General features: G+C 68.1%; 28 protein-coding genes. 11 read left to right on the forward strand and 17 right to left on the reverse strand.

Annotated features, from left to right (window positions below):
- Nucleotides 1-12: 12 nt before the first annotated feature.
- From gsiD to AC57B8_RS23710, 6 genes are all read right to left on the reverse strand, one after another.
- Nucleotides 13-939, reverse strand: a complete 927-nt coding sequence (gsiD, locus tag AC57B8_RS23685) for a glutathione ABC transporter permease GsiD (RefSeq protein ID WP_070060869.1) — start codon at nt 937-939, stop codon at nt 13-15.
- 10 nt (nt 940-949) lie between these two features.
- Complete coding sequence (gsiC, locus tag AC57B8_RS23690) at nt 950-1,870, reverse strand: glutathione ABC transporter permease GsiC (protein ID WP_095950158.1); 921 nt, start codon at nt 1,868-1,870, stop codon at nt 950-952.
- Between the two features lie 81 nt (nt 1,871-1,951).
- Complete coding sequence (gsiB, locus tag AC57B8_RS23695; RefSeq protein ID WP_095950157.1) at nt 1,952-3,505, reverse strand: glutathione ABC transporter substrate-binding protein GsiB; 1,554 nt, start codon at nt 3,503-3,505, stop codon at nt 1,952-1,954.
- 65 nt (nt 3,506-3,570) lie between these two features.
- The gene (locus tag AC57B8_RS23700) at nt 3,571-5,460 is read right to left on the reverse strand and encodes a dipeptide ABC transporter ATP-binding protein (RefSeq protein ID WP_095950156.1); all 1,890 of its coding nucleotides are present in this window, start codon (nt 5,458-5,460) and stop codon (nt 3,571-3,573) included.
- Between the two features lie 30 nt (nt 5,461-5,490).
- Nucleotides 5,491-6,450: an isoaspartyl peptidase/L-asparaginase family protein gene (locus AC57B8_RS23705; protein ID WP_095950155.1), complete on the reverse strand. Its 960-nt coding sequence runs from the start codon at nt 6,448-6,450 to the stop codon at nt 5,491-5,493.
- The gene (locus AC57B8_RS23710; protein ID WP_062472523.1) at nt 6,447-7,418 is read right to left on the reverse strand and encodes a MurR/RpiR family transcriptional regulator; all 972 of its coding nucleotides are present in this window, start codon (nt 7,416-7,418) and stop codon (nt 6,447-6,449) included. The genes AC57B8_RS23705 and AC57B8_RS23710 overlap by 4 nt, the downstream gene beginning before the upstream one ends.
- A gap of 365 nt (nt 7,419-7,783) precedes the next feature.
- On the opposite strand from AC57B8_RS23710, the gene AC57B8_RS23715 reads away from it, so the two are divergent.
- Nucleotides 7,784-8,656, forward strand: a complete 873-nt coding sequence (locus AC57B8_RS23715; protein WP_496480923.1) for an alpha/beta hydrolase — start codon at nt 7,784-7,786, stop codon at nt 8,654-8,656.
- A 46-nt stretch (nt 8,657-8,702) separates the two neighbouring features.
- Here AC57B8_RS23715 and AC57B8_RS23720 read toward each other — a convergent pair whose 3' ends face one another.
- Nucleotides 8,703-8,906, reverse strand: a complete 204-nt coding sequence (locus AC57B8_RS23720; protein ID WP_062472532.1) for a heavy-metal-associated domain-containing protein — start codon at nt 8,904-8,906, stop codon at nt 8,703-8,705.
- Nucleotides 8,907-9,076: 170 nt separating this feature from the next.
- Between AC57B8_RS23720 and AC57B8_RS23725 the strand changes: the two genes are divergently transcribed.
- Entirely contained in the window at nt 9,077-9,526 is a 450-nt protein-coding gene (locus AC57B8_RS23725; RefSeq protein WP_496480924.1) for a MerR family DNA-binding protein, read from the forward strand.
- A gap of 9 nt (nt 9,527-9,535) precedes the next feature.
- Here the strand turns inward: AC57B8_RS23725 and AC57B8_RS23730 are convergent, their stop codons facing one another.
- The 3 genes from AC57B8_RS23730 to AC57B8_RS23740 all read right to left on the reverse strand — a co-directional run bounded on the left by AC57B8_RS23730 (nt 9,536) and on the right by AC57B8_RS23740 (nt 11,502).
- Nucleotides 9,536-9,982 (reverse strand): SRPBCC family protein, encoded by a 447-nt coding sequence (locus tag AC57B8_RS23730; RefSeq protein WP_496480925.1) that lies wholly within the window; start codon nt 9,980-9,982, stop codon nt 9,536-9,538.
- A 115-nt stretch (nt 9,983-10,097) separates the two neighbouring features.
- Entirely contained in the window at nt 10,098-10,862 is a 765-nt protein-coding gene (locus AC57B8_RS23735; protein ID WP_496480926.1) for an alpha/beta hydrolase, read from the reverse strand.
- Between the two features lie 166 nt (nt 10,863-11,028).
- Entirely contained in the window at nt 11,029-11,502 is a 474-nt protein-coding gene (locus AC57B8_RS23740) for a GNAT family N-acetyltransferase (protein ID WP_496480927.1), read from the reverse strand.
- A 123-nt stretch (nt 11,503-11,625) separates the two neighbouring features.
- On the opposite strand from AC57B8_RS23740, the gene AC57B8_RS23745 reads away from it, so the two are divergent.
- Entirely contained in the window at nt 11,626-12,654 is a 1,029-nt protein-coding gene (locus AC57B8_RS23745; RefSeq protein WP_070060858.1) for an aldo/keto reductase, read from the forward strand.
- A gap of 6 nt (nt 12,655-12,660) precedes the next feature.
- Here AC57B8_RS23745 and AC57B8_RS23750 read toward each other — a convergent pair whose 3' ends face one another.
- Nucleotides 12,661-13,554 (reverse strand): LysR substrate-binding domain-containing protein, encoded by an 894-nt coding sequence (locus AC57B8_RS23750; protein ID WP_496480928.1) that lies wholly within the window; start codon nt 13,552-13,554, stop codon nt 12,661-12,663.
- Between the two features lie 77 nt (nt 13,555-13,631).
- Between AC57B8_RS23750 and AC57B8_RS23755 the strand changes: the two genes are divergently transcribed.
- Nucleotides 13,632-14,804 carry an NAD(P)/FAD-dependent oxidoreductase gene (locus AC57B8_RS23755; RefSeq protein WP_496480929.1) on the forward strand — a complete coding sequence of 391 codons (1,173 nt, stop codon included), beginning with the start codon at nt 13,632-13,634 and terminating at the stop codon, nt 14,802-14,804.
- Here the strand turns inward: AC57B8_RS23755 and AC57B8_RS23760 are convergent.
- Nucleotides 14,801-15,895, reverse strand: coding sequence for an oxidoreductase (locus tag AC57B8_RS23760; RefSeq protein WP_496480930.1), 1,095 nt, complete (start codon nt 15,893-15,895; stop codon nt 14,801-14,803). The genes AC57B8_RS23755 and AC57B8_RS23760 overlap by 4 nt on opposite strands.
- The gene (locus AC57B8_RS23765) at nt 15,892-16,296 is read right to left on the reverse strand and encodes a RidA family protein (protein WP_095745474.1); all 405 of its coding nucleotides are present in this window, start codon (nt 16,294-16,296) and stop codon (nt 15,892-15,894) included. Before AC57B8_RS23765 ends, AC57B8_RS23760 begins: the two co-directional genes overlap by 4 nt.
- 139 nt (nt 16,297-16,435) lie before the next feature.
- Between AC57B8_RS23765 and AC57B8_RS23770 the strand changes: the two genes are divergently transcribed.
- From AC57B8_RS23770 to AC57B8_RS23780, 3 genes are all read left to right on the forward strand, one after another.
- Nucleotides 16,436-17,338: a LysR substrate-binding domain-containing protein gene (locus AC57B8_RS23770; protein ID WP_496480931.1), complete on the forward strand. Its 903-nt coding sequence runs from the start codon at nt 16,436-16,438 to the stop codon at nt 17,336-17,338.
- Between the two features lie 8 nt (nt 17,339-17,346).
- The gene (locus AC57B8_RS23775; protein ID WP_496480932.1) at nt 17,347-18,642 is read left to right on the forward strand and encodes an acetyl-CoA hydrolase/transferase family protein; all 1,296 of its coding nucleotides are present in this window, start codon (nt 17,347-17,349) and stop codon (nt 18,640-18,642) included.
- Nucleotides 18,643-18,711: 69 nt separating this feature from the next.
- The gene (locus AC57B8_RS23780) at nt 18,712-19,269 is read left to right on the forward strand and encodes a DUF4189 domain-containing protein (RefSeq protein ID WP_496480933.1); all 558 of its coding nucleotides are present in this window, start codon (nt 18,712-18,714) and stop codon (nt 19,267-19,269) included.
- Here the strand turns inward: AC57B8_RS23780 and msrA are convergent, their stop codons facing one another.
- From msrA to AC57B8_RS23800, 4 genes are all read right to left on the reverse strand, one after another.
- A complete protein-coding gene (gene msrA / locus AC57B8_RS23785) occupies nt 19,270-19,974 on the reverse strand; it encodes a peptide-methionine (S)-S-oxide reductase MsrA (RefSeq protein WP_496480934.1) in 705 nt (234 codons plus the stop codon).
- A gap of 88 nt (nt 19,975-20,062) precedes the next feature.
- Nucleotides 20,063-20,314 carry a pentapeptide MXKDX repeat protein gene (locus AC57B8_RS23790; protein WP_139705927.1) on the reverse strand — a complete coding sequence of 84 codons (252 nt, stop codon included), beginning with the start codon at nt 20,312-20,314 and terminating at the stop codon, nt 20,063-20,065.
- 108 nt (nt 20,315-20,422) lie between these two features.
- The gene (locus AC57B8_RS23795) at nt 20,423-21,217 is read right to left on the reverse strand and encodes a molybdopterin-dependent oxidoreductase (RefSeq protein WP_496480935.1); all 795 of its coding nucleotides are present in this window, start codon (nt 21,215-21,217) and stop codon (nt 20,423-20,425) included.
- A complete protein-coding gene (locus AC57B8_RS23800; RefSeq protein WP_496480936.1) occupies nt 21,214-21,837 on the reverse strand; it encodes a cytochrome b/b6 domain-containing protein in 624 nt (207 codons plus the stop codon). Before AC57B8_RS23800 ends, AC57B8_RS23795 begins: the two co-directional genes overlap by 4 nt.
- A 97-nt stretch (nt 21,838-21,934) precedes the next feature.
- On the opposite strand from AC57B8_RS23800, the gene AC57B8_RS23805 reads away from it, so the two are divergent.
- The 4 genes from AC57B8_RS23805 (at nt 21,935) to AC57B8_RS23820 (ending at nt 26,529) form a co-directional block, all read left to right on the forward strand.
- Complete coding sequence (locus AC57B8_RS23805; protein WP_496480937.1) at nt 21,935-22,666, forward strand: response regulator transcription factor; 732 nt, start codon at nt 21,935-21,937, stop codon at nt 22,664-22,666.
- Nucleotides 22,663-24,141: a sensor histidine kinase gene (locus AC57B8_RS23810; RefSeq protein WP_496480938.1), complete on the forward strand. Its 1,479-nt coding sequence runs from the start codon at nt 22,663-22,665 to the stop codon at nt 24,139-24,141. Before AC57B8_RS23805 ends, AC57B8_RS23810 begins: the two co-directional genes overlap by 4 nt.
- Nucleotides 24,142-24,241: 100 nt before the next feature.
- On the forward strand, nt 24,242-25,165 hold the full coding sequence (locus AC57B8_RS23815; RefSeq protein WP_062472565.1) for a crotonase/enoyl-CoA hydratase family protein: 924 nt from the start codon (nt 24,242-24,244) through the stop codon (nt 25,163-25,165).
- Between the two features lie 146 nt (nt 25,166-25,311).
- A complete protein-coding gene (locus AC57B8_RS23820; protein WP_496480939.1) occupies nt 25,312-26,529 on the forward strand; it encodes a glycerophosphodiester phosphodiesterase in 1,218 nt (405 codons plus the stop codon).
- Nucleotides 26,530-26,546: the final 17 nt, after the last annotated feature.

Here is a 26,546-nt window from a genome sequence, read left to right on the forward strand (position 1 = left end):
AGAGCGAAGAACTTACTGGCGGTCGATCTTCGGATCGAGCGCGTCGCGCAGCGCATCGCCCAGCAGGTTGAAGGCCAGCACGGTGAAGAAGATGGCCAGGCTGGGGAACAGCGCCACGTGCGGCGAGGTCACCATGTCGGCGCGGGCTTCGTTGAGCATCGCGCCCCATTCGGGCGTCGGCGGTTGCGCGCCCATGCCCAGGAACGAGAGGCTGGCCGCCGTGATGATCGAGGTGCCCACGCGCATCGAGAAGTACACGACGATCGACGAGATCGTGCCCGGCAGGATGTGCCGCACGATGATGGTCCAGTCGGACGCGCCGATGCTGCGCTCGGCCTCGATGTAGGTCTGCTGCTTGAGCACCAGCGTGTTGCCGCGCACCAGGCGCGCAAAGGCCGGCACGCTGAACACCGACACCGCGACCACCACGTTGGTCATGCTGCTGCCCAGGATGGCCACCACGCCCAGCGCCAGCAGGATGCCGGGGAAGGCGAACAGCACGTCCGAGATGCGCATCACGATGCGGTCCCACCAGCCTTCGTAGTAGCCGGCCAGCAGGCCGAAGGCCGTGCCGATGATGCCGCCCACCAGCACCGACAGGAAGCCGGCCGCCAGCGAGATGCGCGTGCCCGCCAGGATGCGGCTGAAGATGTCGCGACCCAGCGGATCGACGCCGAACCAGTGCGTGGCCGAAGGCCCGCTGTTCAGCATGTCGTAGTCGAAGAAGTTTTCGGGATCGAAGGGCACGATCCACGGTGCGAACACCGCGATCACCACCAGCAGCAGCACGAAGATGGCCGCCACGATGCCCACGGGCTGCTTCTTGAAACGGCGCCAGCATTCGCCCCAGGGCGTGCGAACCTTGCCGGCGGTCAGCGCAACGGCAACGGGGGACAGTGGAACGATGGATTCGGCAGACACGCCGGTAGCTTGCGTCATGGCTGCGTGCTCACTTGTAGCGGATGGTCGGGTTGATGTAGCCGTACAGCACATCGACCACGAGGTTGATCAGGATGAATTCGAGCGAGAACAGCAGCACCAGCGTCTGGATGACGGGGTAGTCGCGCATCTGCACGGCATCGACCAGCAGGCGGCCCAGGCCGGGCCAGTTGAACACTGCCTCCACAAGAATGGAGCCGCCCAGCAGGAAGCCGAACTGCAGGCCCATCATCGTGACCACCGGAATCAGCGCATTGCGCAGCGTGTGCTTGAACACCACGCTGGTTTCGTGCACGCCCTTGGCGCGCGCGGTGCGCACGAAGTCTTCCTGGATCACTTCGACGAACGAGGCGCGTGTGAAGCGTGCCATCACGGCCGCGACGGCCGCGCCCAGCGTGATCGAGGGCAGGATGTAGTGCTGCCAGGTCGCGGCGCCCACCGTGGGCAGCCAGCCCAGCTGGACCGAGAAGATCTGCATGAGCAGCATGCCCAATGCAAATGCGGGGAATGAGATGCCCGACACCGCCAGCGTCATGCCGATGCGGTCGGGCCATTTGTTGCGGTACACCGCCGACACGATGCCGATCCCCATGCCGAAGATCACCGCCCACACCATGCTGGTGATGGTCAGCATCACCGTCGGGAAGAAGCGCTCGGCAATCTCCGTCGACACCGGCCGCCGCGTGCGGATCGAGGTGCCGAAGTCGCCTTGCACCATGTGGGTGAAGAAGCTCACGAACTGCTGGGGCAGCGGCTTGTCCAGCCCGAGCTCCGAGCGCACCATGGCCACGGTCTGCTCGTCGGCATCCTGGCCGGCGGCAAGGCGCGCCGGGTCGCCGGGGAGCATGTGGACGAACAGGAACACCAGCACTGCCACGATGAGCAGCGTGGGGATCAGGCCCAACAGTCGTTTGAGGAAGTAATTCAGCATGGGATACGGTTGTCGCGAACGGGCGATGGCACGGTGCCACCGCCCGCCGGACAGTCAGTCAGGAAAACGAAGGAGCCGCGATCAGTTCGACACCGACATGGCGTCGATGTTGATATTGGCGTCGGGCATCACGAACACACCCGACAGGCGCTTGGCGTGCGCCGACAGGTTCTGCTCGGTGACCAGCGGCACGCGCGGCAGGTCCTTGCGGATCTCTTCCTGCGCGGTCTTGTACAGCGCGGCCTTTTCCTTGTCGTCCACCGTCACGAGCGCCTTGGCGATCGCGGCGTCGACCACGTCGCTCTTGTAGAACGACATGTTGTTGAGCTTGGGCGCCCACGACTCGGAGGCGAACAGCGGACGCAGGCCCCAATCGGCTTCACCGGTCGACGACGACCAGCCCGTGTAGTACATGCGGACCTTGGCCGTCTTCGGATCGGGCCATGCATCGACCTGCTCGGTGCGCTGGCCCACTTCGAGCGCCTGCACCTGCAGCTTGATGCCCACCTGTGCGAGCTGCTGCTGCACGAACTGGATCGTCTTCTGGCTGGTCGTGTTGTTGTAGGCGCTCCACAGCACCGACTCGAAGCCGTTGGGGTAGCCGGCCTCGGTCAGCAGCTGCTTTGCCTTCTTCACGTCGTAGGGAATGGGCGCCATCTTCTCGGCGAACTTCACGCCCTGGGGCATCACGCCCTGCGCGGGGAAGGCATAGCCGCCGAAGGCCACCTTCGACAGCGCTTCCTTGTTGATGGCGTAGCCGATGGCTTCGCGCACCTTCGGGTTGTCATACGGCTTTTGCAGCATGTTGAAAGCCAGGAAGCGCGTGATGATCGAGGGCGAGGCCACCACTTCGAGCTTGTCGCTCTTCTTCAGCAGCTCGGCCTGCTCGTAGGGAATGGGGAAGGCAAAGTCGGCTTCGCCGGTCTGCAGCATCGCAGCGCGCGTGTTGTTCTCGAGCACCGGCTTCCATTGCAGGTTGTCGACCTTCGGGAAGCCCTTCTTCCAGTAGCCGTCGAACTTCTTGGCCTTCACGGCGTCGGTCTGCTTCCACTCGACGAACTCGAAGGGGCCGGTACCCACGGGGTGGAAGGCGATGTCCTTGTTGCCCCACTTCTTCAGCGCGGTGGGCGAGATCATGGCGGCCGAGGCGTGGGCCAGCGAGTTGATGAAGGGGCCGAAGGGCTCCTTCAGCGTGATGCGCACGGTGGTCGGGTTCACGGCCTCGACCTTGCCCACGCGGTTGAACTGGTTGTAGCGCAGCAGCTTGTTGTCCTGGTTCAGCACGCGGTCGAGCGTGACCTTCACGGCTTCGGCGTTGAAGTCGGTGCCGTCGTGGAACTTGACGCCGCTGCGCAGCTTGATGGTGTAGACCAGGCCGTCCTTGGACACGTCGTAGCTCTCGGCGAGCACGTTCTGCACCTTCAGGTCCTTGTCGAACTGGAACAGGCCTTCATAGAAGGTCTTGGTCACGGCCGTGGTGATGGTCGTGTTGGTGTTGTACGGGTCCAGCGTTTCCGGCTGGTAGCCGATGGCCAGCACCACGTCTTTGGCAGCCAGTGCCGAGCCCGAGGCGGCGAGCGCGGCCAGGCCCAGCAGTGCGGATGCCCAGCGCAGGGAGGAAGAAGATTGCTTCATGGAAGAACTCCAGTCGGTTCGTGGAAAAAATGCAGGGGGCCTGCGGGTGAAAAAACGGTTCGGAATCAGAAGGCGCCGCCAATGGCGTGCCGTGCCACGAAATGGCCGGGCGCGACCTGCACCAGCGGCGGCACCTCGGGCTCGTCGCCCACGGCGCGGATCGGGCTGGGAATCTCGCCTTCGAGCAGCGCGCGCGGCTTGTGGCGGCGCGACGGGTCGGCCACCGGCACGGCCGCCATCAGCTTGCGCGTGTAGGGATGTTGCGGCGCCTCGAACACGGCGCGGCGCGGGCCGATCTCGACGATCTGGCCCAGGTACATCACGGCCACGCGGTGGCTGATGCGCTCGACCACGGCCATGTCGTGCGAGATGAACAGGAACGCCACGCCCAGCTCGCGCTGCAGGTCGAGCATGAGGTTGACGATCTGCGCCTGGATGGACACGTCCAGCGCCGACACCGATTCGTCGGCCACCACCACCTTCGGGTTCAGCGCGAGCGCACGGGCGATCGCGATGCGCTGGCGCTGGCCGCCCGAGAACTCGTGCGGATAGCGCTGTGCCACCTCGGGCGGCAGGCCGACCTTCTGCAGCAGCCAGTCGACGCGCTGCTGCGCCTCGGCACCCTTGGCGATGCCGTGGATGAGCAGCGGCTCCATGATCGAGAAGCCCACCGTCACGCGTGGGTCGAGCGACGCGAACGGGTCCTGGAAGATGAACTGGATGTTGCGGCGCAGCGCCTGCAGCTCGCGCGTGGGCAGCTCGCGGATGTTCTTGCCGCCGAACTCGATCGCGCCGCTCTGGCTCTCGACCAGGCGCAGCAGCGAGCGGCCGGTGGTCGACTTGCCGCAGCCCGACTCGCCCACCAGCGCCAGCGTCTCGCCGGGGTACAGGTCGAAGCTGATCTTTTCCACCGCATGCACGCGGCGCTTCACGCGGCCGAAGATGCCGCTGCGCACGTCGAAGCGCGTCACGAGGTCGCGCACGCGCAGGATCGGGCCGGCGTCTTCGCGCACGGTGGTCTGCGGCGTGGTGTCGGTGCAGGGCACGGTCTCGGTGCTGTCTTCGGTGCCGGACTCGGTACGAAGGAGCTCGAACTTGGCCGGCAGGTCGGTGCCCTGCATCGCGCCGAGCTTGGGCACGGCCGACAGCAGCGCCCGGGTGTAGGGGTGCTGCGGCGAGGCGAACACGGTGTCGGAGCTGCCCGCTTCGACCTTGTCGCCGCGGTACATCACGAGCACGCGATCGGCGATTTCGGCCACCACGCCCATGTCGTGCGTGATGAAGAGCACGCCCATGCGCATCTCTTTCTGCAGCTCGCGGATGAGCTGCAGGATCTGCGCCTGGATCGTCACGTCGAGCGCGGTGGTGGGCTCGTCGGCGATCAGCAGCTGCGGCTTGCACGACAGCGCCATCGCGATCATCACGCGCTGGCGCATGCCGCCCGACAGCTGGTGCGGAAAGCGGTCGAGCACGTTGCGCGCTTCGGGGATGCGCACGAGTTCGAGCATGCGCAGCGCCTCGGCGCGCGCCGCCGCATTGCTCTTGCCCTGGTGGATGCGGATGGCCTCGGCGATCTGGTCGCCGGCGGTGAACACCGGGTTCAGCGAGGTCATCGGCTCCTGGAAGATCATCGCGATGTCCGCACCGCGGATGCCGCGCATCGTGCTGTCGCGTGCCTGCGCCAGGTCGAGCACCTCGCCGTTGCGCCGGCGGAAGGCCATGCTGCCGCCGAGGATGCGGCCGCCGCCGTGCTCCACCAGCCGCATCAGCGCGAGCGAGGTGACCGACTTGCCCGACCCCGATTCACCCACCACCGCGAGCGTTTCGCCGTGGTCGACGTGGAAGGACAGCTTCTTGACGGCATCGACCGTGCGCTCGGAGGTCGAGAAGCGCACGGTGAGGTCGTCGACGGCGAGGACGCGGCCGTCGGGCAGGTTCAGGGCAGGGGAGGACATGGCGGATGCGAGGAAAAAAGGGGCAGGGCGTCAGGCGAAGATGGCGGTGACCGGGGCTTCATCGCCGCGCGCGTGGCCGCGGTACATGCCTTCGGTGTTGAAGGCCAGGCTCAGGTTGCCGTGGCGGTCGATGGCGATCAGGCCGCCGGTGCCGCCGATGGCGGGCAGCGACTGGTGCACCACGGCATGCGTGGCCGCTTCGAGCGTGGCGCCGCCGTAGGCCATGCGCGCGCAGATGTCGTAGGCGGCCGCGACGCGGATGAACATTTCGCCGCTGCCGGTGCAGGAGATGGCGGCCGTGCGGTCGTCGGCGTAGGTGCCGGAGCCGATGAGCGGCGTGTCGCCGACGCGGCCCACGCGCTTGTTGGTCATGCCGCCGGTCGAGGTGGCGGCGGCCAGATGGCCGTGGATGTCGAGCGCCACGGCGCCGACGGTGCCGAACTTCTTGTCTTCGTCCAGCGGCGGCTTGGTCATGGCGGCGCCTTCGTGGTCGGTGACCACGCGGCCGGTGTCGCGCACGCGGTACAGCTGCTGGCGGCGCGCGTCGGTCGAGAAGAAGAAGGGCTCGACCATCTCCAGCCCGCGGTCGCGCGCGAAGGCCTCGGCGCCCGCGCCGGCCAGCAGCACGTGGGCGCCGTCTTCGAGCACGGCGCGCGCGGCGCGCACCGGGCGGCGCACGTGGCTCACGCCGGCAATGGCGCCGGCCGCGAGCGTGGCGCCGTCCATCACGGCGGCGTCGAGCTCGTGCGTTTCTTCGTGGGTGAACACGGCGCCGTAGCCGGCGTTGAAGAGCGGGCAGTCTTCGAGCATCTCGACCGCCAGGCAGGTGGCGTCGAGCGCGGACATGCCTTTGCGCAGCGCGGCCTGCGCGGCGCGCACGATGGCCTGCAGCGCGTCGTGGTAGGCCTGCGCCTGCTCGGGGTTGGTCGTCGAGGCGCTGATGGTGCCGGCGCCGCCGTGGATGGCGATGACGGGCGTGACGTTCTTCATCGGGAAGCTTTCTTCTTTTTCTTGCCGGCGTCGGAAGCGACGGCAGCGGGGAGGGAGGGCATGGAGACTTCGCCGCGCGCATGGCCCTGGCCCAGCCCGCCGTGCAGCCACGGGCGCACCGCCTGCAGGATGCGGCCGGCCGACTGCGCCGCGCCGGGCGCGCGCAGGGCGACGGCGCTGGTCAGTGCCTCGATCAGGGCGAGCACGCTGGTCTCGCAGTTGGGGCGGTAGCTGGTTTCGGTCTGGCCGTACAGCACCACGTCGGCCAGCGGCGCGATGGGCGAGCTGGGGCGGTCGGTCAGCGCGAGCACCGCGCAGCCCTGGCCGCGCGCGATCTGCGCCAGCGCCACCGTGTCGGTGAGGTAGCGCGGAAAGGTCAGGCCGATGAACAGGTCCTGCGGCCCCGCATGCATCAGCGTGCGCGCCGAGTGCGTGACGCCGCTCACGCTGGAGAGCATGCGCACGTCGCTGCAGGAACCATCGAGCCCGTGCTGCAGCAGCCCCGCGAGCCAGGCGCTGGCGCCGAAGCCGCCGATGTAGATCGAGCGCGCCTTCAGGATGCGCTGCACCGCGGCCTCGCAGGCGGCGTAGTCCAACGACTGGCGCGTGGCTTCGATGTTGCGGCGGCTCTCGTCGAGCGCGGTGGCGAACACCTCGGCCACCGTGGTCGGGTGCTCCAGGTTGCCGCGCAGCCGCTCGACCGGCGCCACCAGCGGCTCGAAGCCGCGCACGAGCTCGGCGCGAAAGGCGGCGTAGCCGTCGAAGTCGAGCGCGCGCGCAAAACGGTTGGCCGTGGCGACCGACACGCCGGCCGCGGCGGCGAGCTCGTCGATGGGCAGCGTCGCGACCTGCAGCGGATGCCCGAGCACGAAGTCGGCCACCTGCCGGTGCGAACGCGTCAGCCGAGGCAGCGCCTGCGCAATGCGCTGGGCCACGGTGGTGCCTGGGGTGTCGACGTTGGTGCTCATGGGGCGGGCGATGCACCGGGAAGGGTGCGAGTGATGTAAATCGGTTTACAAATATATGTCAGTTATGAAAATTTTCTGTCATTCCCGAGCGATATCGCAAGTAGCGGGCCAGCCGTGAGGGGCTTTGGCGAGGGGCGGAAGGGGCGTGTTTCCCTTGTGGGGCGGCGTGTTCCGGGCCGTTGGGGCGCGGTCTTCAGGGATTTCCCTGATGCTGTCGTTTCATCCCCACGGGCGGGGGATCGGGCGCTTTGGAAACGAACGAATTAACGGCGAGGGCCGGGTTGCATGGCGACATTGACGGCCTTCAGGCCAGCCCTGAGTATCCCGAGCGGTGCGATTGGCACCGGGGAACGAGGAACCAAAAAATGAGACAGGAATGGCTTCGCCGCGCGTGCGCGGTGATGGGCGGCTTTGCGTTGATGGCGGCCCTGTCCGCCTGCGGCGGCGGTGGGGGTGGAGGAGGTGGCGGGGGCGGTGTGCCGTTGATCCTGCCGCCGACGGGCACGGCGCCCGTGCAGCCGGCGCCTTCGGCCAATGGCCGGGTGGTGTCGGACACCGTGACGTCGAGCGTCAACAACGTGCGCTACCCGATCGAGGTCTTCATTCCTGCGGCCTACGACAGCAGCAGCGATGCCGTGCCGATCATCTACGCCTTCGACGGCGACGCGACCAACGGCCTGCCCGACACGCGGTTCACGAACCTCAAGAACGTGCTGCTCAAGCGCGGCACCAAGGCCATCCTCGTGGGCATCGGGAACACCGCGCGTCGGCAGGAGGACTACAACTTTCCGGGCGCCAACGCGTACCACACCTTCCTCACGAAGGACCTGGTGCCGTTCATCGAATCGAAGTACCGCGCCGACACTAAGAAACGCATGCTCACGGGCCTGTCGACCAGCGGCAACCTCGCAGCCACGGCGCTGTTCCTGGAGGCACCCGACAACCTCGTGTTCTCGTACTTCATTTCCATCGAGGCGGCCTTCTGGCAGCAGGAGGCCGAGAACAATGCGCTCGAAAAGAAGATGTTCGACGCACTCGCAGGCCGGCCGCTGCCCGTCACGCTGATCCTGGCGCACTGCGCCAGCGGCTGCAACGAAGTGCCGGTGAAGGCGATGTACAAGCGGATGTCCGAACGGGGCTACGTGGGGTTGCAGCTCATCGACACGGAGTTCAATTCCACGCACGTGGGCACGGACGTGCTCGCGTTCGACGACGCGATCGTGCGGATATTCAAGTAAGGCAAGGCTTTGCGGCGAACCGGGCAAGCCGGTTCGCGCCACGCGCTCAGTTGGCGGAAGGACTCGGCGGGTAGCCGGCTTCCGTCAACGCCGCCACCAGCGAGGGGCGGTCTTCGGTGGTGTCGATGCGCACCGTTCTTTGCTTCACGTCCACTTCGAGCCTGGCCTGCGGGTCCAGGTCTTTGATGGCGCGGGTGATGCGGCCGGCGCAACTGCCACAGGTCATCGACTGGATTTCAAACGCTTGCATGGGGTGAGTCCTTTCAAAAGAGTGACTCGCAGTGTCAAGCTTGGCATCGTGTGAAGGTCAAGCGCGTCGAACGCCTGACCCCTGGCGTGCCAAGGTCATGCGCTGTTTGCGTTTGACTCTCTCATGGTGTGAAGGTTGAGACTTCGCGCTTTGGCTCGAAGGAGAACCCCATGGAACATCCCACGGCGCCGGCTGATGCTGCTGCGCGCTTGTCCCTTGCCGATGTCGTTGCGCGCTCCGGTGCGTCCGCGCGGCTGCTGAGCGATTGCGAATCGCTCGGGTTGCTCGACGACACGGCGCACGGCGGCCGCTACGACGAACGCGCGGTGTCGACACTGCGCTTCGTGCGACGCGCGCACACGCTGGGTTTCGACACGCCGGAAGTCATCGAGCTGCACGCCTTGTGGCAAGACGGGCGCCGCGCAAGCTTCGACGTGAAGCGCGTTGCGCTCGAACGCGCCGACGACCTGGCCCAGCGGATCGAAGAGCTCGCGCACATGAAGCGCCTGCTGGAGCGCCTGGCCCACTGCTGCGAAGGCGACGAGCGCCCGGAGTGTCCGATCCTCGATGAGCTGGCCGGGCTCAAGGGCTTCGCCGGCTGCGAAGCACGGCGTGCCTGAAGCCGATCCTCAACCCGGGATGTTCGGCTCGACCAGCTGCGCCAGCGCGACCAGCGATTCCTGCCAGCCCAGGTAGCACATCTCGACGGGAATCACGTCGGGGATGCCTTCCTGCACGACGGACATGTCCGTGCCGCAGGACACCGCGGTCAGGGTCACGGTGGTCTTCATCGTGCCCGGCAGGTGGGGGTCGTCGAAGCTCGCGTCGTAGGCAATGCGCTGGCCGGGCACGAGTTCCAGGTACTTGCCGCCGAACGAGTGGCCGTGGCCGGTGCCGAAGTTGGTGAAGGACATGCGCCACGCGCCGCCCACCACCGGCTCCATGGTGTGGACCTTGCCGGTGAAGCCGAAGGGCGGCAGCCAGCGCTCGAAGGCGCCGGGCTCCACGAAGGCTCGGTAGAGCTTGTCGGGGGTGGTGCGCAGCACGCGGTGCAGGCGGACGGTGTTGGTGGCCATGGTTGCTTTCTCCTGATGAAGTACAGAGGACGACCCTCTGTGATGACGTCGGATGAGCCCGCTGCGATTCGACAGGTGCAGGATCAGGAAAAACCCTGAGCCCGCACCCCGCGCCTCAATCGATGAACCGCGCGACGATGTCTTGGAATGACGGCAAGTCCATCTGCGTGTGGCCGCCTTCGTAGCCCTTCAGGCCCAGCTGCAGCCCCTTGTAGCTGCGCGCGGCGATCTGGTCGCGCAGCGCGGTGATCTCCGGGCCGCCGACGTTGCTGATGGCATAGCCCAGCAGCAGGGTCACGGGAATGTCGCGGGTGCTGCTGTTGGCGTACATCTGGCTTTCGAGCGGATCGAGCTGGCCGCGCGCGCCGGCGGCAGGCGGATCGGACGCGAAGAAATGCTGGAAGGTGAACGTGCCCGCCGCGCCTTCGGTGAAGAAGGCGATGAGCGTGAAGACGCCGCCGTTCGACAGGCCCGAGAGCATGCGCCTGGCCGGGTTGGCCCGGTAGTTCGATTCGACATGCGGCACCAGCTGGGCGACGAGGAACTCGTGGTACGCCTTGGCGCCCGGCATCAGGTAGTCGGTGTTGCGGCGCGAGGTGCCGCCGATGCCGACCACGATGGCTTTCTTGCCGGCCTTCTCGAGGATGTCGGTGAAGTTCTGGAAGCGCGTCACGCTCTGGTTGTAGACCGCATCGCCGTCGGTGATGTAGACCGTGGGGTAGCTCGCCGTGGCGCCGTCGTAGCCGGCTGGCAGGTAGACCTGCATCGGGTAGGTCGCTTCGGTGGCGGTCGACTTCATCGAACTGCTGACCACCCGGCCGCGCCCGGTGTCCGCGGGCGGCGGTGTCGGCGTGCCGCCGACCGGTGGCAGTGGCAGCATCGCCACACCGCCTCCGCCGCCCCCACCACCCCCTCCGCCGCCGCAACCTGACAACCCCAGCAGCAGGGCGCAGCCCGCTGTGAACATGAGCCGGCGAAGAATCCCTCTTGTCTGCATGTGGTGTTCCTTGTTGGTGAGAACCGTGGTGGCGGAAGCCGGGGCGATCTTAGGGGGGAGGGGGTGCGGCTGTCGCGGTTGTTTTCTGCATGAACACACTCAACGGATCGTCCGGGTAGTCGCCAAAGCGCTCGCGCCGCGCATACCCCGCACGCGCATAGAAGGCCAGCGCCTCGGGCTGGCTCACGCCCGTCTCCAGCCGGAACATCGCGCATCCGCGCGCCGTCGCTTCGCCTTCGAGAAAGCCCAGCACCTTCGCCGCGACGCCTTGCCCGCGGTTCTGCGGGCGCACGTACATGCGCTTGAGTTCGCCGTAGCCGGGGTTCATGACGACGGCGCCGCAGCCGATGGCCGTGCCGGCCTCGTCGCGTGCGACGGCGAACAGCACATGCGCGGCCGACAGTGCGGCAATGTCGATGCCGTAGTGGCTCTCGGGCGGGTACAGCGGCTTCTGGTACGCATCGAGGTCATCGATGAGCTGGATGACGTCGGGCTGGTTCGGGTTTTCGATCGAGATATGCATCGTTCGATCGTAGCGAGCCGAAGCGCTGCAAAGCCCGACGCGCGACGGGGTTCTGCGCGGCGGCCAACAATGGCCGCGTCATTCATCTTGTTCGTCTGTTCGTTCGATTCAAGGAGTAGAACTTTGGAATACCGTCATCTGGGCAAATCAGGCCTCAAGGTCCCCGTGCTGAGCTTCGGCACCGGCACCTTCGGTGGCAAGGGCGAGTTTTTCAGCGCATGGGGCAGCACCGACGTGGCCGAGGCGCGCACGCTGATCGACATCTGCATGGACGCCGGCGTGAACATGTTCGACAGCGCCGACATCTACTCGGGCGGCGCCGCCGAATCGGTGCTCGGCGAGGCGATCAAGGGCCGGCCGCGCGACCGGCTGCTGATCTCGACCAAGGCCACCTTCCGCAGCGGCGAGGGGCCGAACGACGTGGGCTCGTCGCGCCATCACCTCGTGCAGGCGGTCGATGCGTCGCTGAAACGGCTGGGCACCGACTACATCGACCTGTTCCAGCTGCACGGTTTCGATGCCAGCACGCCGGTGGAGGAAACGCTGTCCACGCTCGACGACCTCGTGCGCGCGGGCAAGCTTCGCTATGTGGGCGCGTCGAACTTCTCGGGCTGGCACCTCATGAAGTCGTTGGCGGTGTCCGAGCAGCGCGGCTATGCGCGCTACGTGGCGCACCAGGCCTACTACTCGCTGGTCGGGCGCGAGTACGAGTGGGAGCTGATGCCGCTGGCGCAAGACCAGGGCGTGGGCGCGGTGGTCTGGAGCCCGCTGGGTTGGGGCCGGCTCACGGGCAAGATCCGCCGCGGCCAGCCGCTGCCGGCCAACAGCCGCCTGCACGTGACGGCGGACATGGGCCCGCCCGTGCCCGACGAGCTGCTGTACCGCGTGGTCGAGGCGCTCGAAAAAGTGGGCGCCGAAGTCGGCAAGACGGTGCCGCAGGTCGCGCTCAACTGGCTGCTGCAACGCCCGACGGTGTCCAGCGTGGTGGTCGGCGCGCGCGACGAGGCGCAGCTGCGCCAGAACCTCGGCGCGGTGGGCTGGAACCTCACGCCCGCGCAGGTGGCCGAGCTCGATGCGGCCAGCGCGACCACGCGCACCTACCCGTACTGGCACCAGCAGGGCTTCAAGGAACGCAACCCGAACCCCGTCTGACCGGGTTCAGTCGGGTGTCAGCCCCAGCACCCACTGTTTGAAGTGCTCCAGCGCCCCGGAGGCCGGCCGGCCTTCGGGGTACGCGAAGTAGTAGCCCTGGTGCACGTCCAGGTGCCGGTCCACCGGGATCACGAGTTCGCCGGTGCGCAGTTCCTGCTCGACCAGGATGCGCGGCGCCAGCCCCACGCCCATGCCCGCCGCCGCGGCGGCCACCACCATGGTGAACAGCTCGTAGCGCGGCCCGCGCGAGGCGTGCACCGTGTACTCCCATTCCTGCTGCGCGTACCAGTCGCGCCACGCATGGGCGCGCGTGCTCAGGTGCACGTGGCGGCAGCGCTCGAAGCCGGTCTCGTCCCACCGGGCCTGCGCGTCGCGGAACGCGGGGCTGCAGATGGGCACCATCTCGCCTTCGGAAAAGATCAGCCCGCCGCGCGTGTTCGGCCAGAACTGGTCGCCGAAGTAGATCGCCGCGTCGTAGGCGTTTTCCTGGAACGAGAAGGGCTGCGAGCGCGCCGACAGGTTCACCGTGATGTTCGGGTGCAGCCGGCTGAAATCGGGCAGCCGCGGAATGAGCCATTGCGTGGCAAAGGTCGGCACCACGGCCAGTTCGAGCACGAAGCCCATCTCATGGCCGGCACTGATTTCCAGCGTGTCGCGGCGGATCTGGTCGAGGTGGCGGCGGATGCGCGCGGCGTACTCGCGGCCCACGTCGGTGAGCGTGAGCCGCTTGCGCACGCGCGAGAACAGCGGCACGCCCAGGCGCTGCTCCAGCATCGCCACCTGGCGCCCGACCGCGCTTTGCGTGAGCGCCAGCTCGGTTGCCGCGCGGGTGAAGCTCCCCAGGCGCGCCGAGGCCTCGAAGGCCTGCAACGCGCCGAGGTTGGGAATGTCTTTTCTCATCGCGCTATTCTGGCGGGAGCGTGCGCGGCCCGGGCAACGGCCCGGGCCCGGACACCGAAGACACGGAAAGGCATCTCATGCGGCGTGTGGCGATCATCGGCGGCGGGGCCATCGGCTCGGCCATCGCGTACTTCCTGGGCGCCGACCCGACGGGCGAGGCCTTCGACATCACGGTGGTGGAGCGCGACTTCTCGTACCGGCAGGCCTCGTCGGCACTGTCGGCCAGCTCGATCCGCCAGCAGTTTTCCACCGCCATCAACATCGAGATGTCGCTCTACGGCATCGAGTTTTTTCGCGCGCTGGGCGAAACGCTGCGCGTGGGCGACGACGTGCCGGACATCGGCCTGGTCGAGCCGGGCTACCTGTACCTGGCCTCGCCGGCGGGTGTCGAGGTGCTGCGAGAGAACCACGCGACGCAGAAGGCGCATGCGGTGAACGTGGCGCTGTTGACGCCCGATGAACTGAAGGCGCGCTTTCCATGGCTCTCGACCGAGGGCATCGCGCTCGCATCGCTCGGCCTCTCGGGCGAGGGCTGGTACGACGGCTACAGCCTGCTGCAGGCCTTTCGCAAGAAGGCGGTGTCGCAAGGCGTGCGCTATGTGCAGGCGCGGGCGACGGGCCTGCAGCGCGAGGGCCGCCGCATCACCGGCGTGCAGATCGACGGCGGCGACGCGCTGCAGGCGGACATCGTCGTCAACGCGGCGGGCGCGTGGGCGGCGCCGGTCGCGCAGTGGGCCGGCATCGCGCTGCCCGTGCACGGGCGACGCCGCAGCGTGTTCAGCTTTTCATGCCCGAGCACCTTGCCGGGTTGCCCGCTGGTCATCGACATCTCCGGCATCTGGCTGCGGCCCGAAGGCCGCCAGTTCATCTGCGGTTTTGCGCCGCCCGAAGACCGGGACCCCGACGATGCACCGCTCGAAGTCGACCACGAGGCCTTCGAGAATTTCATCTGGCCGGCGCTGGCCGAACGCATCCCGGCCTTCGAAGCCGTCCGCATGACGGGCGCCTGGGCCGGCTACTACGAGATGAACGTGTTCGACCACAACGCGATCCTCGGCCTGCACCCGGACTGCGACAACCTCTACTTTGCGAACGGCTTCTCGGGCCACGGGTTGCAGCAGTGCCCGGCGGCGGGGCGCGGCATCGCGGAGCTGATCCGCTTCGGCGGCTACCGCAGCCTCGACCTGTCGCCGCTGTCGTTCGCACGCATCCTCGAGAACCGGCCGCTGCGCGAGAAGAACATCATCTAGGGGTGCTGCTCCGCCGGCTTGATGTCCCCCACGGGCGACAGCAGCGCCGGGTCGAAGGCGGCGAGCGCGCGGCCTTCCTTGAACCGCTTCGGCCAGTCGGGATTCGACAGCGCGCCGCGTCCCAGTGCCACGAAGTCGGCGCCGTCCGCGAGCGCCGCCTCGGCGCGCCCCGGGTCGTGCAGGCTGCCGTTGGCGACGATCGCAAGGCCGGGCGCGTGGCGGCGCGCGAGCTGCAGCAGGCTCGGCCCCGCATCGCCGAAGGCCGGTCGCCAGGCTTCGAACTCGGTGACGTGCAGGTAGTCGATGCCGCTGTGCGCCAGGGCCCCGAACACCGTCGCCGCGCCGGCTTCGGCTTCCGGCCACTTGTGGCCGAAGTCGTTGACCTTGCCTTGCGAGATGCGCACGCCGACCGGCGCCGACGCGCCCAGCATCTGCCGCACGGCGCGCGCCACCTCGACCGTGAGCTGCACGCGCTGCGCGAGGGCGCCGCCCCAGCGGTCGGTGCGCGTGTTGGTGTGGCCGCTCAGGAACTGGTCGAGCAGGTAGCCGTTCGCGCCGTGGATCTCCACGCCGTCGAAGCCCGCCACTTCCATCGCCAGCAGCGCGGCCCGAGCGAAGCCGCGAAGGGCCTCGGCGATGTCGGCATCGGTCATCGCGCGGGGCACCGGGTAGTCGCCTTCGCCGCGGTAGGCCGTCATCTGCGTGCCCAGCGGACGAACGGCCGATGGCCCCGCCGTGTGGTCGCGAAAGCGGTTGAACTGCGACAGCGCGCCCGCATGCATGAGCTGCGCGATGGCACGCCCGCCCGCGTCCTGGATCGCCTTCACGACCGGGCGCCACGCGCGGGCCTGTTCGCCATCGATCAAGCCGGGCTGGCGGGCATAGCCTTGCGCATACGCCGCATCGGTGTAGATGCCTTCGGTGATGACGAGGCCGAAGCCGCCCCGCGCAAAGCGCTCGTAGTAGCGGGCCATGGTGCCGTTGGCGTGGCCCTCGGGCGAGGCGCTGACGCGCGTCATCGGCGCCACGGCGAGCCGGTTGGGCAGCTGCAGGCGGTGCAGCTTCGCCGGCGCGAGCAGCGGCGTGCTCATCGGGCGTCTCCGGGCGCGACGGCGATGGCCTCGATCTCGATCATCGCGTCGGGCGAGTACAGGCCCGAGACCTCGACGATGGTGTCGGCCGGGTAGGGCGCCGAGAACCACTGGCGGCGCAGCTCGACGATCTTCGGGAAGTTCGCCATGGAGGTCAGGAAGATCGTCACCTTGACCACGCTGCCCAGGCCCGTGCCGGCGGCCCGCAGCACGCGGTCGAGGTTCTTGAAGGCCTGCTCGGCCTGGCGGTCGAAGTCGCCCTTTCCGACGATCTCGCCGTCGTCGCCGATCGCGGCCTGGCCGGACACGAAGACCAGGTTGCCGAGCTGGATGGCCTGCGACAGCAGGAAGGGGGCGTAGGGGTCGGGTTGGGTGTGGATCTGCTTGGGTTGGAGTTGCATGACAGGTGCCTTCTATGGTGAATTTCAGATCAGCCGTGGAAGTGGTTTCTTCCCGCGACACCTGAAATTTAGGGATGAAGAGGGCGCCCGACAAAGGCTGATTTTTCAGCCGATGGATGAGTTGAGATAATCTGTCCGCATGCGAAGACTTCCTCCCCTGGGCGCATTGCGCGTGTTCGAGGCCGCGGCCCGCCGACTGAGCTTCAAGGCCGCCGCCGACGAACTGCACGTCACGCCCACCGCCGTCAGCCACCAGATCAAGCAGCTCGAGGAAACGCTCGAGGTGCGGCTGTTCGAACGCGGCACGCGGCAGGTGCACCTGACGGCCGCCGGACACCAGCTGTTTCCCGCGCTGCGCGACGGCTTCGACAGCTTCGAGCGCGCTGTCGACGGTGTGCGCCGCCTGAAGGGCACGCGCATCGCCACGCTGTCGTCCACGGTCGGTTTCATGGCCCGGCGGCTGGCGCCGCGCGCGGGCACCTTCCGCGACCTGCACCCCGAATGGACGCTGCGGCTGGACGCCACCAACCAGGTCGTCGACCTCGACACCGAGGCCGATGCGGCGATCCGCTACGGCAACGGCCGCTACGCCGACCTGGTCGTGGAGCCGCTGTTCCAGGATCACTACGCGCCGGTCTGCAGCCCCGCGCTGGCGGTCGCGGCCAAGAAAGACCTGCGCGCCGTCTCGCTGATCCATTTCGAATGGGGCCGCGCGGGGCGCGACGAAACGCTGGCGCCCGTGTGGCGCACCTGGCTCGCGCGCGCGGGCCGCACCGACGTCGATGCGCAGGCCGGCCTGTCGTTCACCGAAGAGATCCACGCGGTGCAGGCCACGGTCGCGGGGCAGGGCGTCGGCCTGCTGAGCCTGGCGCTCGTGGCCGACGAGCTGGCGTCGGGCCTCTTGGTGCAGCCCTTCGAACTGTCGGTGGAAAGCTACCGCTACGACCTGGTCTACAGCCCTCGCGCCGCCACCCGCCCCGCGACGGCCGTGCTGCGCGACTGGGTACACCGCGAGTTCGGCGGCGGCGAAAAGAAGGCATAGTGGCAGCCATGACTGCCCAGACCCTGTACGCGCAAAAGCGCGTGTCCGCCGCCGATGCCGTGCGCCAGGTGCGCAACGGCGACATGATCATCGTGCCCACGGGCGTCGGCGAGCCGCCCTCGCTGCTCACGGCGCTGTCCGAGCAGCGCCGCGATTTCCGCGACGTGAAGGTGGCGCAGATCCTGGCGATGCGCAAGTACGCCTACATCGACCCCGAGACGGTCGAGCATGTGCGCCACGTCGCGCTGTTCTTCGGCGGCGCCACGCGCGCCGGCGGGCAGGCCGGCTGGATCGACTTCATTCCCAACTACTTCTCCGAGATCCCGGCGCAGATCGAGCGCGGGCAGATCGCGGCCGACGTGGTGTTCAGCATGGCCTCGCCGATGGACGCGCACGGCTACTTCGCGCTGAGCCTGGGCCCCGACTACACGATGGCCGCCGTGGCGAAGGCCCGCGCGGTCGTGCTCGAGGTGAACCCGAACGTGCCTTATGCGCACGGCAACTGCCACGTGCACATCTCGCAGGTGGCGGCGCTGGTGGAAAGCAGCGAGCCGGTGATGGAAGTCGGCCTGCCGAAGATCGGCCCGGTGCAGGAAGCCATCGGCAAGCACGTGGCCGACCTGATCGACGACGGCGCCACCTTGCAGATCGGCTACGGCGGCATTCCCGACGCGGTGGTGATGCAGCTCACGGGCAAGCGCGACCTGGGCATCCACACCGAGATGATCGGCGACGGCATCCTCACGCTGGTGGAAAGCGGCGCGGTCACCAACCGCCGCAAGAACTACCTGCCGGGCAAGTCGGTCGCGACCTTCGCGCTGGGGTCGAGCAAGCTGTACCGCTTCATGGACCGCAACCCGGGGCTGGAGATGCACCCGGTGAACTTCACCAACGACCCGGCGCTGGCGGGGCTGAACGACAACCTCATCGCCATCAACGCCACCATGCAGATCGACCTGCTGGGCCAGTGCGGCTCCGAGAGCCTGGGCCATGCGCCGTATTCGGGCACCGGCGGGCAGTCGGACTTCGTGCGCGCGGCCAACCGCTCGCGCGGCGGCAAGGCCTTCATCGTGCTGCCTTCGATGGCCAAGGACGACACCATCTCGCGCATCGTGCCCTCGCTGTCGCCCGGCACGCACGTGAGCACGAGCAAGAACGACATCAACTACGTCGTCACCGAGTACGGCGTGGCGCAGCTGCGCGGCAAGTCGGCAAAGCAACGGGCGCAGGAGCTGATCGCGATTGCGCACCCGAACTTCCGGGCGGAGCTGACGGAGCAGGCGAAGCAGGCCAAACTGCTTTGAGTTTCGTTGAGCGCAGGGCGTGACTTAGGGCACTCCTGTGCGGTCCGGGCGGCGGCTACATTCGCTGCGATGAGCATCTCCTTGCGACATCTTTTCCTGCTCGGCGCGGCCTGCGTGCTGTCCGGCCAGGCGTTCGCTTGCAGCGGACCGGGCCAGCCGGGATGCCCGCCACCGAACGCGCCGGGCTGGCCCCACAACAGCCGGCCGCCGCCCCGGGACACCGTGCCTGTGATGCCCGGCGGCACGGGCCGCTACAGCGACCCCGACGAGTACCTGGCGCCGCCGCCGCCCGACCCCACTTTCTCGTACAAGTGGGGCGCGTACGTCATCGACAAGTCGAAGGGCGCCTTCGGCGGGGTCGACAACCGGGCGACCCAGGCCGATGCCGAAAACAACGCCATCGCCCAGTGCGTGGGCAACGGCGGCACCGCCACCGGCTGCCGCAGCATGACGCTGACCTGGCAGGAAGGATGCGGCGTGGTCGTGATGGGCCGCAACGTGCTGTCGATGAAAGCCAACAAGCTGCAAAGCGCGGCGCAGGCGGAAGCGATGGCGGAGTGCTCCGCGCACGCGAAGGACTGCAAGGTCGTCACCGCGCGTTGCAACGCGCTGGTCGTCAATCGCTGATCAGCTGGCCTTCGTCGCGCGTACCAGCGACGGCGTGGCCTTGTAGCTCTCGGGGAACAGCTTCTTCAGGTCGTCGATCTTCGGCAGGTCGTTGATCGCGATGTAGGGCTGGTTCGGGTGCAGCGTGAGGTAGTCCTGGTGGTAGTCCTCGGCCGCATAGAAGGGCTTGGACACCTCGACCGTGGTTGCCAGCGGCTTGCTGCCGAAGGTCTTGGCCTGGTTCAGCTGGGCGATGTAGGCGTTGGCGATGCGGGCCTGGTCGGCGTTCTCGGCGAACACGGTGGAGCGGTACTGCGGGCCGGTGTCGGGGCCCTGGCGGTTGAGTTGGGTCGGGTCGTGCGCCACCGAGAAATAAATTTGCAGCAGCTTGCCGTAGCTGACCTTGCGCGGGTCGTAGCTGATGCGCACGGCCTCGGCATGGCCCGTGCGGCCCGAACCGACCTCGTTGTAGCGTGCGGTGCGGGCCTCGCCGCCCGCGTAGCCCGAGAGCGCATTGCTCACGCCCTCGACGCGCTGGAACACGCCCTGTACGCCCCAGAAGCAGCCGCCCGCGAACACGGCGGTGGCGGTGGTGGCGCCTGCGGGTGTGGTGAGGTCGACCGTGGGCGCGGGCACGCGGCGCGCGGTCTCGGCGAAGGAGGGGGCCGCGTGCCAGGCGAAAGCGGCGGCGGCGAGCGTGCCGGCGGCGATGGCGAAGGATTTCATGGCGGTCTTTCGTAGGGAGCGCAGGAAAGGGACAGTGATCCCGATCCCGCCGACCGTCAATGGCGGCGGGCCGGGCAGAGAAAGAGGCTTACTTCTTCATCTCGTCCTTGCCCATCGCGTCCTTCTTCATTTCGTCCTTGCCCATGGCATCTTTCTTCATGCCATCTTTGGTCATGCCGTCCTTCTTCATGGCGTCCTTGCCCATGGCGTCTTTCTTCATCCCGTCCTTGGCCATGCTGTCCTTCTTCATGCCGTCCTTGGCCATGTCGTCCGCGGCCAAGGCCGAGGCGCCGGCGAAGGCCATGCAGGTGGCGAGGAGGGTGGCGGTGAGCTTGTTCATGTCGGTCTTCCTGAGTCGAGGTTGGGTTTTGTTGTCGAGATCGGCCTGGTTCCCTGTCGGAATTCGGCCTCGCGCTTTCTTCGGCAGTCGAGCGGCTGCGGCAGCCCCTCAGCTCCCTCCGAACCAGTTGTAGCCCTGGTCTTCCCAGTAGCCACCGGGATAGGTGTTGGTCACGTACATCGCCTGGATGTGTTTCGGGTTCTTGTAGCCAAGCTTGGTCGGCATGCGCAGCTTCATCGGGAAGCCGTACTTCGGCGGCAGCGGCTGGCCGTCGTAGCTCAGCGCCAGCAGCGTCTGCGGATGCAGCGCGGTCGGCATGTCGATGCTGGTGTGGTAGTCGTCCGCGCACTGGAAGCCGACGTACTTGGCGCTCAGGTCCGCGCCGACGTGGCGCAGGAAATCGGCAAAGCGCACGCCGCCCCATTTGCCGATGGCGCTCCAGCCTTCCACGCAGATGTGGCGCGTGATCTGGTCTTCTTGCGGCAGCGCGCGCAGTTCAGCGAGCGTCCAGCGGCGCTTGTCGGCGACCATGCCGCTCACTTCGAGGCGGTAGGTGGCTTCGTCGACCTCACGGACCTCGTCCTCGCCGTAGTAGGCGTTGAACGGAAAGGGGCGCGTGATCTCGGCTTCGGTGTAGGTCGGCGCCAGCCGCGTCGGGCTGAAGAGCCAGCCCTGCACCTCGTCGTTGAAGCGCGAGACCTTCGCCAGCGCCGCTTCCACGTGGCTGTCGTCGCTGATGCTGCAGCCGGTGAGCATCGACAGGCCGCCCAGCGTCAGCGACCGGCGCAGGAACAGGCGGCGCGAGGGCGCGTCGAGCCGGCGCTCGATGAGGGCGCGGGCTTCGCGCACCACGGCGTCGCCGTCGACACCGGTCAGGGGAGGGCGTTTGAAAAGGAAGCTCATGGGGTGTGGGGCGCGCGACCGCGCAGCATGGTGAGCAGGGTGCGGGGCACGAGCGCCACCATCACGAGGTGCACGGCAACGAAAGCCACCAGGGCGGCCATCGCCACGAAGTGGACGCGGCGCGCGGCTTCGTAGCCGCCCAGCAGCTCGCGCAGCAGCGGAAACTGCACCGACTTCCACAGCACCAGCCCCGACAGCACGATCGCGACCAGGTCGATGATCACGAACAGGTAGGCGAGCTTTTGCACATGGTTGTAGTGGCGCGGGTCGGCGTGCGAGAGCCTGCCGCCGAGCGCGGCCCGCGCATCGCGCCAGAGGCCGGCCGGCGTGAGCGGGAAGAACTTGCGCGCGAAGCGCCCGCTGGCAAGGTTCAGCACCAGGTAGACCCCCCCGTTGAACACCAGCAGCCACATCGCCGCGAAGTGCCACTGCAGCGCGCCGCCGAGCCAGCCGCCCAGCGTGATCGCGGCCGGAAAGCGAAAGGCAAGGAAGGGCGCCGCGTTGTAGATGCGCCAGCCGCTGGTCACCAGCACCAGCACGGCCAGCGCATTGAGCCAGTGCGTGACGCGCATCCACAGCGGGTGGATCGGTCGGTGGTCGGGAGCGGAGCGTGTCTGCATGGGCCGGATTGTTGGGCGCACCCTCTCGCCGATTCATCACGCAAAGTTCAAGGATTCGTGATAACTCCGAGGAGCGTCTCGCGGGACAATCGCGGCCATGGACACCGCCAAACGCGTGCTGATCGTCGAGGACGACGCCCACATTGCCGAGCTGCTGCGCATGCACCTGCGCGACGAGGGCTACGCGGTCGAGCACGCCGCCGACGGCAACGCCGGCCTGCGCGCGCTGGAGCGCGGCCAGTGGGACGCGCTGGTGCTCGACCTCATGCTGCCCGGCATCGACGGCCTCGAGATCTGCCGCCGCGCCCGCGCCATGGCGCGCTACACGCCCATCATCATCGTGAGCGCACGCTCGAGCGAGGTGCACCGCATCCTCGGGCTGGAGCTGGGCGCCGACGACTACCTGGCCAAGCCCTTCTCGGTGCTGGAGCTGGTGGCGCGCGTGAAGGCGCTGCTGCGGCGCACCGACGCGCTGGCGCGCAACGCGCGGCTGGAGTCGGGCAGCCTCACGCTGGGCAACCTCGACATCGAGCCGCTGGCGCGCGAGGTGCGCGTCGACGGCAAGCCGATCGAGCTCACGCCGCGCGAGTTCGACCTGCTGTATTTCTTTGCGCGCCACCCCGGCAAGGTGTTCTCGCGCCTCGACCTGCTCAACCAGGTCTGGGGCTACCAGCACGACGGCTACGAGCACACGGTCAACACGCACATCAACCGGCTGCGCACCAAGGTCGAAGCCGACCCGGCCGCGCCGCGGCGCATCCTCACGGTGTGGGAGCGTGGCTACAAGCTCGCGGCGGACGACGCCGCACCGAAGGACGACCTTCCATGATGGCCTGGGCCACGCTGTCGCGGCGGCTGTCGATCGCCTTCGCAGTGCTGCTGCTGGCCTGCTGCGGCGCCTCGGCGTGGCTGCAGATGCGCGCCGGGGCGCAGCACGCGCAGGAGGTGACTCAGCGGCTGTCGCTGGGGCTCGCGGCCCACATCGCGCAGAACACCGAGCTCATGAAGCCCGGCGGGCTCGACCCGGTGGCGGTGAAAGACCTGTTCGACAAGCTCATGGCCGTCAACCCCAGTGTCGAGGTCTACGTGCTGGGGCCCGACGGCCGCATCGAGGCCCAGGCCGCGCCGCCCGGCCACCTCAAGCGCGACAAGGTGGCGCTCGGCCCCATCCGCAGGCTGCTGGCCGGCGAGCGGCTGCCCATCGCGGGTGACGATCCGCGCAGCCTCGATGGCACCAAGGTCTTCAGCGCTGCGCCGCTGCGCATGGGCGGGCGCGACGCCGGCTATGTGTACGTGGTGCTGCAGGGCGAAGACCACGACGCGCTGGCCGCCAACCTCTCCGCCGACACCGTGCTGCGCACCACGCTGTGGTCGATGGCCTTGGTGGCGCTGCTGGGGCTCATCGCCGGGCTGGTGGCGTTTCGCCTCATCACCCGGCCGCTGCGCGAGCTGACGGCGGCGGTGCGCCGCTTCGAGGCCGAGGGCATCGCGGCGCTGGAGCGCGAAGCGCCCATGCCCGCGCCGCTGCGCCACGCCGACGACGAGATCGCGCAGCTGCAGCAGGCCTTTGCGCAGATGACGCGCCGCATTGCCGAGCAGTGGCGCGAACTGAGCCTGCAGGACCGCCAGCGCCGTGAGCTCTTCGCCAACATCTCGCACGACCTGCGCACGCCGCTCACCTCGCTGCACGGCTACCTCGAGACGCTGCTGCTCAAGGCCGGCACGCTCAGCGAGGAAGAGCGCCGCCGCTACCTGGAGATCGCGCTTGGCCAGAGCCGCAAGGTGGGCCGGCTCGCGCAGGAGGTGTTCGAGCTGGCGCGGCTCGAGTACGGCGTGGTCAAGCCCGAGAAAGAGAACTTCGCGCTGGCCGACCTCGTGCAGGACGTGTTCCAGAAGTTCGAACTCGCGGCCGAGGCGCGGCGCCAGCAGCTCAAGCCCGACATCGCGCCGAACCTGCCCGTGGTGTCGGCCGACCTCGGCATGATCGAGCGCGTGCTGACCAACCTGCTGGACAACGCCATCCGACACACGCCGGCCGGCGGCGAGATCGAGGTGCGCCTGCGCCCGTCCGACGCCGGCGTGGCGGTGCAGGTGAGCGACACCGGCCCCGGCATTCCGGGCGAGCTGCAGAAGGGCCTGTTCACGCGGCCGGCCTTTGCCGATGGCGGTGCGCGCGGCGGCGGGCTGGGGCTGATGATCGTGCAGCGCATCCTGCAGCTGCACGGCAGCGACATCCGGCTCGTGCCGCAGCCGGGCAAGGGCGCGGTGTTCCTGTTCCGGCTCGGGGGCGCCACAGCGCGCTGAAGGCGCTGAAGCCGGCGGTCGGCGGGTTTGCCAGCGGGCGGCGGGCGATGCTACAAGCGAAGCGGCATCACCCCCCAAGAACAGAAGGAGACCACCGACCATGCCCGCTTTCGAGACCGTCCTGATCGACAAGGACCCGCAGCACCCGCGCATCGCACGCCTCGTGCTCAACCGCCCCGAGAAGCTCAATGCCATCGGCGACAGCACGCCGACCGACATCCGCCGCGCGGTCGAATGGGCCGAGGCCGACGACGAGGTGCATGTGATCGTGGTCGAGGGCGCGGGCCGCGCCTTCTGCGCCGGCTACGACCTGGGCGACTACGCCGAAGGCCACGGCCGCGAAGGCCAGGCCGACCATCCCTGCCGGCAGGAAAAAACGCCGTGGGACCCGATGCTCGACTACGCCGCCATGAAGCGCAACACCGAAGACTTCATGTCGCTGTGGCGCTGCCGCAAGCCGACCATCGCCAAGGTGCACGGCTACGCGGTGGCGGGCGGCAGCGACATCGCGCTGTGCTGCGACCTGCTCACCATGGCCGACGATGCGCGCATCGGCTACATGCCCACGCGCGTGTGGGGCTGCCCGACCACCGCGATGTGGACCTACCGCCTCGGCGCCTTGCGCGCCAAGCAGCTCATGTTCACCGGCGACACCATCACCGGCACGCAGGCGGCCGACTGGGGCTTGGCCAACTTCGCGGTGCCCGCGGCGCAACTCGACGAGGCCACGCTGGCACTCGCGCAGCGCATCGCGGGCGTGCCCAGTTCGCACCTCATGATGCACAAGATGGTCGTCAACCAGGTCTGGCACTCGATGGGGCTGGAGCAGACCCAGATGTTCGCCACCGTGTTCGACGGCATCACGCGCCACAACCCCGAAGGCATGTGGTTCCGCCGCCAGGCCGAGGCCGAAGGCTTCAAGAGCGCGGTGCAGTGGCGCGACAGCGGCCGGCCGATTCCCGAAGGCGACGAGGCGAGGGCGCGCATCGCCGAGCTCGAAGCGAAGCTGGCTGCGCGCGGCTGAGCACACGGTCGCGTGGCGCCATGCTGGCGCCCATGTCACGCGACCGACATATCTCCCCTCGATGATCCGCCGCGCCTGCCGTTTGTCGCGTTGACGGCGGAAAGATGGCGCATCCATTTCGATGGATACAAAAGGGGAGGATTTCAATGCAGTTGTTCAATTTCTCGCGCACGGCCCTCGCGGCCTGTGCCTGCGCATTCATGGCCGCCTGCGGTGGCGGCAATGGCGGCGGTGGCGTGCCGATGTGGCCCATCGTGCCGGTCTCGCCTCCGGCCCCCGCGCCTGCGCCCGCCCCGGCACCCGCACCCGCCGAAGCCGCCCCCGTGCTCGTCATCGGCCACCGTGGCGCGCCTGCGCTGCGGCCCGAGCACACGCTGGCCTCGTACCAGCAGGCCATCGACGACGGCGCCGACTTCATCGAGCCCGACCTCGTGCCCACCAAGGACGGCGAGCTGGTCGCGCGCCACGAGAACGCCATCGCCATCGTCAATGCGGCCGGTGAGGTGCTCGAAGCCACGACGAACGTGGCCGAAGTGCCGAAGTTCGCCGACCGCAAGGCCACCAAGGTCATCGACGGCCGCCAGGTCATCGGCTGGTTTACCGAAGACTTCACGCTCGCCGAGCTCAAGGAGCTGAGGGCGCGCGAACGCATCCCCGCGCTGCGCCCGGCCAACCGGTCCTTCGACAACGAGTTCCAGGTGCCCACGCTCGACGAAGTGATTCAGCTCGCCAAGGCGCAGTCGGTCATCAAGGGCCGCGTGATCGGCATCTATCCCGAGACCAAGCACCCGACCTACTTCCGCTCGATCGGCCTGCCGCTCGAGAAGAAGCTGCTCGACACGCTGCGCAAGTACGACCTCGACAAGGCCGACGCGCCGGTGTTCGTGCAGTCCTTCGAAACCGGCAACCTGAAGGACATCCGCCTGAAGAGCACGGTGAAGATCGTCCAGCTCATCGACGCGCAGGGCGCGCCCTACGACCTCGTGGCGCTGAACGACAAGCGCACCTACGCCGACCTCGTGAAACCCGAAGGTCTGGCCGAGATCGCGACCTACGCGAACGGCATCGGCCCGGCCAAGGCGCGCGTGATCCCGGTGGTCGACGGCAAGCTCGGCACGCCGACCACGCTCGTGAAGGACGCGCACGACAAGAAGCTGCTGGTCCACATCTTCACGGTGCGGCCCGAGAACAACTTCCTGCCCGACAGCCTGAAGAAGGTACCGAAGACCGACCCGATCGTGTACGGCGACACCGCCGGCGAGATCAAGGCGTTCCTGGATGCGGGCATCGACGGCTTCTTTGCCGACAGCGCGGCCACGGCCGTGCCCGCGGTGAAGGCGTACCGCGCGGCGCAGCCGAAGTAAGCGAGTCGAATCCGGAA

Source organism: Variovorax sp. BGA-UO-ETr-C22 (assembly GCF_059567965.1).

Bases quoted from the DNA above. Each gene is read 5' to 3' on its own strand.
- AC57B8_RS23760 (WP_496480930.1), bottom strand. From the start codon at position 15,895: ATGAGCACGCCGCTGCTCGCGCCGGCGAAGCTGCACCGCCTGCAGCTG.
- AC57B8_RS23725 (WP_496480924.1), top strand. From the start codon at position 9,077: ATGGAACATCCCACGGCGCCGGCTGATGCTGCTGCGCGCTTGTCCCTT.
- AC57B8_RS23755 (WP_496480929.1), top strand. From the start codon at position 13,632: ATGCGGCGTGTGGCGATCATCGGCGGCGGGGCCATCGGCTCGGCCATC.
- AC57B8_RS23775 (WP_496480932.1), top strand. From the start codon at position 17,347: ATGACTGCCCAGACCCTGTACGCGCAAAAGCGCGTGTCCGCCGCCGAT.
- msrA (WP_496480934.1), bottom strand. From the start codon at position 19,974: ATGAAATCCTTCGCCATCGCCGCCGGCACGCTCGCCGCCGCCGCTTTC.
- AC57B8_RS23780 (WP_496480933.1), top strand. From the start codon at position 18,712: ATGAGCATCTCCTTGCGACATCTTTTCCTGCTCGGCGCGGCCTGCGTG.
- AC57B8_RS23820 (WP_496480939.1), top strand. From the start codon at position 25,312: ATGCAGTTGTTCAATTTCTCGCGCACGGCCCTCGCGGCCTGTGCCTGC.
- AC57B8_RS23800 (WP_496480936.1), bottom strand. From the start codon at position 21,837: ATGCAGACACGCTCCGCTCCCGACCACCGACCGATCCACCCGCTGTGG.
- gsiB (WP_095950157.1), bottom strand. From the start codon at position 3,505: ATGAAGCAATCTTCTTCCTCCCTGCGCTGGGCATCCGCACTGCTGGGC.
- AC57B8_RS23765 (WP_095745474.1), bottom strand. From the start codon at position 16,296: ATGCAACTCCAACCCAAGCAGATCCACACCCAACCCGACCCCTACGCC.
- AC57B8_RS23715 (WP_496480923.1), top strand. From the start codon at position 7,784: ATGAGACAGGAATGGCTTCGCCGCGCGTGCGCGGTGATGGGCGGCTTT.
- AC57B8_RS23770 (WP_496480931.1), top strand. From the start codon at position 16,436: ATGCGAAGACTTCCTCCCCTGGGCGCATTGCGCGTGTTCGAGGCCGCG.
- AC57B8_RS23795 (WP_496480935.1), bottom strand. From the start codon at position 21,217: ATGAGCTTCCTTTTCAAACGCCCTCCCCTGACCGGTGTCGACGGCGAC.
- AC57B8_RS23720 (WP_062472532.1), bottom strand. From the start codon at position 8,906: ATGCAAGCGTTTGAAATCCAGTCGATGACCTGTGGCAGTTGCGCCGGC.
- AC57B8_RS23810 (WP_496480938.1), top strand. From the start codon at position 22,663: ATGATGGCCTGGGCCACGCTGTCGCGGCGGCTGTCGATCGCCTTCGCA.
- gsiC (WP_095950158.1), bottom strand. From the start codon at position 1,870: ATGCTGAATTACTTCCTCAAACGACTGTTGGGCCTGATCCCCACGCTG.
- AC57B8_RS23805 (WP_496480937.1), top strand. From the start codon at position 21,935: ATGGACACCGCCAAACGCGTGCTGATCGTCGAGGACGACGCCCACATT.
- gsiD (WP_070060869.1), bottom strand. From the start codon at position 939: ATGACGCAAGCTACCGGCGTGTCTGCCGAATCCATCGTTCCACTGTCC.
- AC57B8_RS23735 (WP_496480926.1), bottom strand. From the start codon at position 10,862: ATGCTGCCACTGCCACCGGTCGGCGGCACGCCGACACCGCCGCCCGCG.
- AC57B8_RS23790 (WP_139705927.1), bottom strand. From the start codon at position 20,314: ATGAACAAGCTCACCGCCACCCTCCTCGCCACCTGCATGGCCTTCGCC.
- AC57B8_RS23750 (WP_496480928.1), bottom strand. From the start codon at position 13,554: ATGAGAAAAGACATTCCCAACCTCGGCGCGTTGCAGGCCTTCGAGGCC.
- AC57B8_RS23710 (WP_062472523.1), bottom strand. From the start codon at position 7,418: ATGAGCACCAACGTCGACACCCCAGGCACCACCGTGGCCCAGCGCATT.
- AC57B8_RS23740 (WP_496480927.1), bottom strand. From the start codon at position 11,502: ATGCATATCTCGATCGAAAACCCGAACCAGCCCGACGTCATCCAGCTC.
- AC57B8_RS23815 (WP_062472565.1), top strand. From the start codon at position 24,242: ATGCCCGCTTTCGAGACCGTCCTGATCGACAAGGACCCGCAGCACCCG.
- AC57B8_RS23705 (WP_095950155.1), bottom strand. From the start codon at position 6,450: ATGAAGAACGTCACGCCCGTCATCGCCATCCACGGCGGCGCCGGCACC.
- AC57B8_RS23700 (WP_095950156.1), bottom strand. From the start codon at position 5,460: ATGTCCTCCCCTGCCCTGAACCTGCCCGACGGCCGCGTCCTCGCCGTC.
- AC57B8_RS23730 (WP_496480925.1), bottom strand. From the start codon at position 9,982: ATGGCCACCAACACCGTCCGCCTGCACCGCGTGCTGCGCACCACCCCC.